The following is a 255-nucleotide window of genomic DNA, read 5'->3' as shown; positions in this document are numbered from 1 at the left end:
GGCTAAATACTCCTGACTGACCGATAGTGAACCAGTACCGTGAGGGAAAGGCGAAAAGAACCCCGGAGAGGGGAGTGAAATAGAACCTGAAACCGTATGCGTACAAGCAGTGGGAGCCTACTTTGTTAGGTGACTGCGTACCTTTTGTATAATGGGTCAGCGACTTATTTTCAGTGGCGAGCTTAACCGAATAGGGGAGGCGTAGCGAAAGCGAGTCTTAATAGGGCGTTTAGTCGCTGGGAATAGACCCGAAAC

Annotated in this window: 1 rRNA gene; it reads left to right on the top strand. The window is 49.8% G+C overall.

Annotated features, from left to right (window positions below):
- Nucleotides 1-255: ribosomal RNA gene (locus tag QMX82_RS25775) — 23S ribosomal RNA — on the top strand; the annotation flags it as partial.

The organism is Pseudomonas sp. PS02302 (assembly GCF_029959585.1).
GTDB classification, from domain to species: Bacteria; Pseudomonadota; Gammaproteobacteria; order Pseudomonadales; family Pseudomonadaceae; genus Chryseomonas; species Chryseomonas aestiva.
Note: the sequence above shows the minus strand (reverse complement) of the source record. Positions and strands in the feature narration are given on the sequence as shown.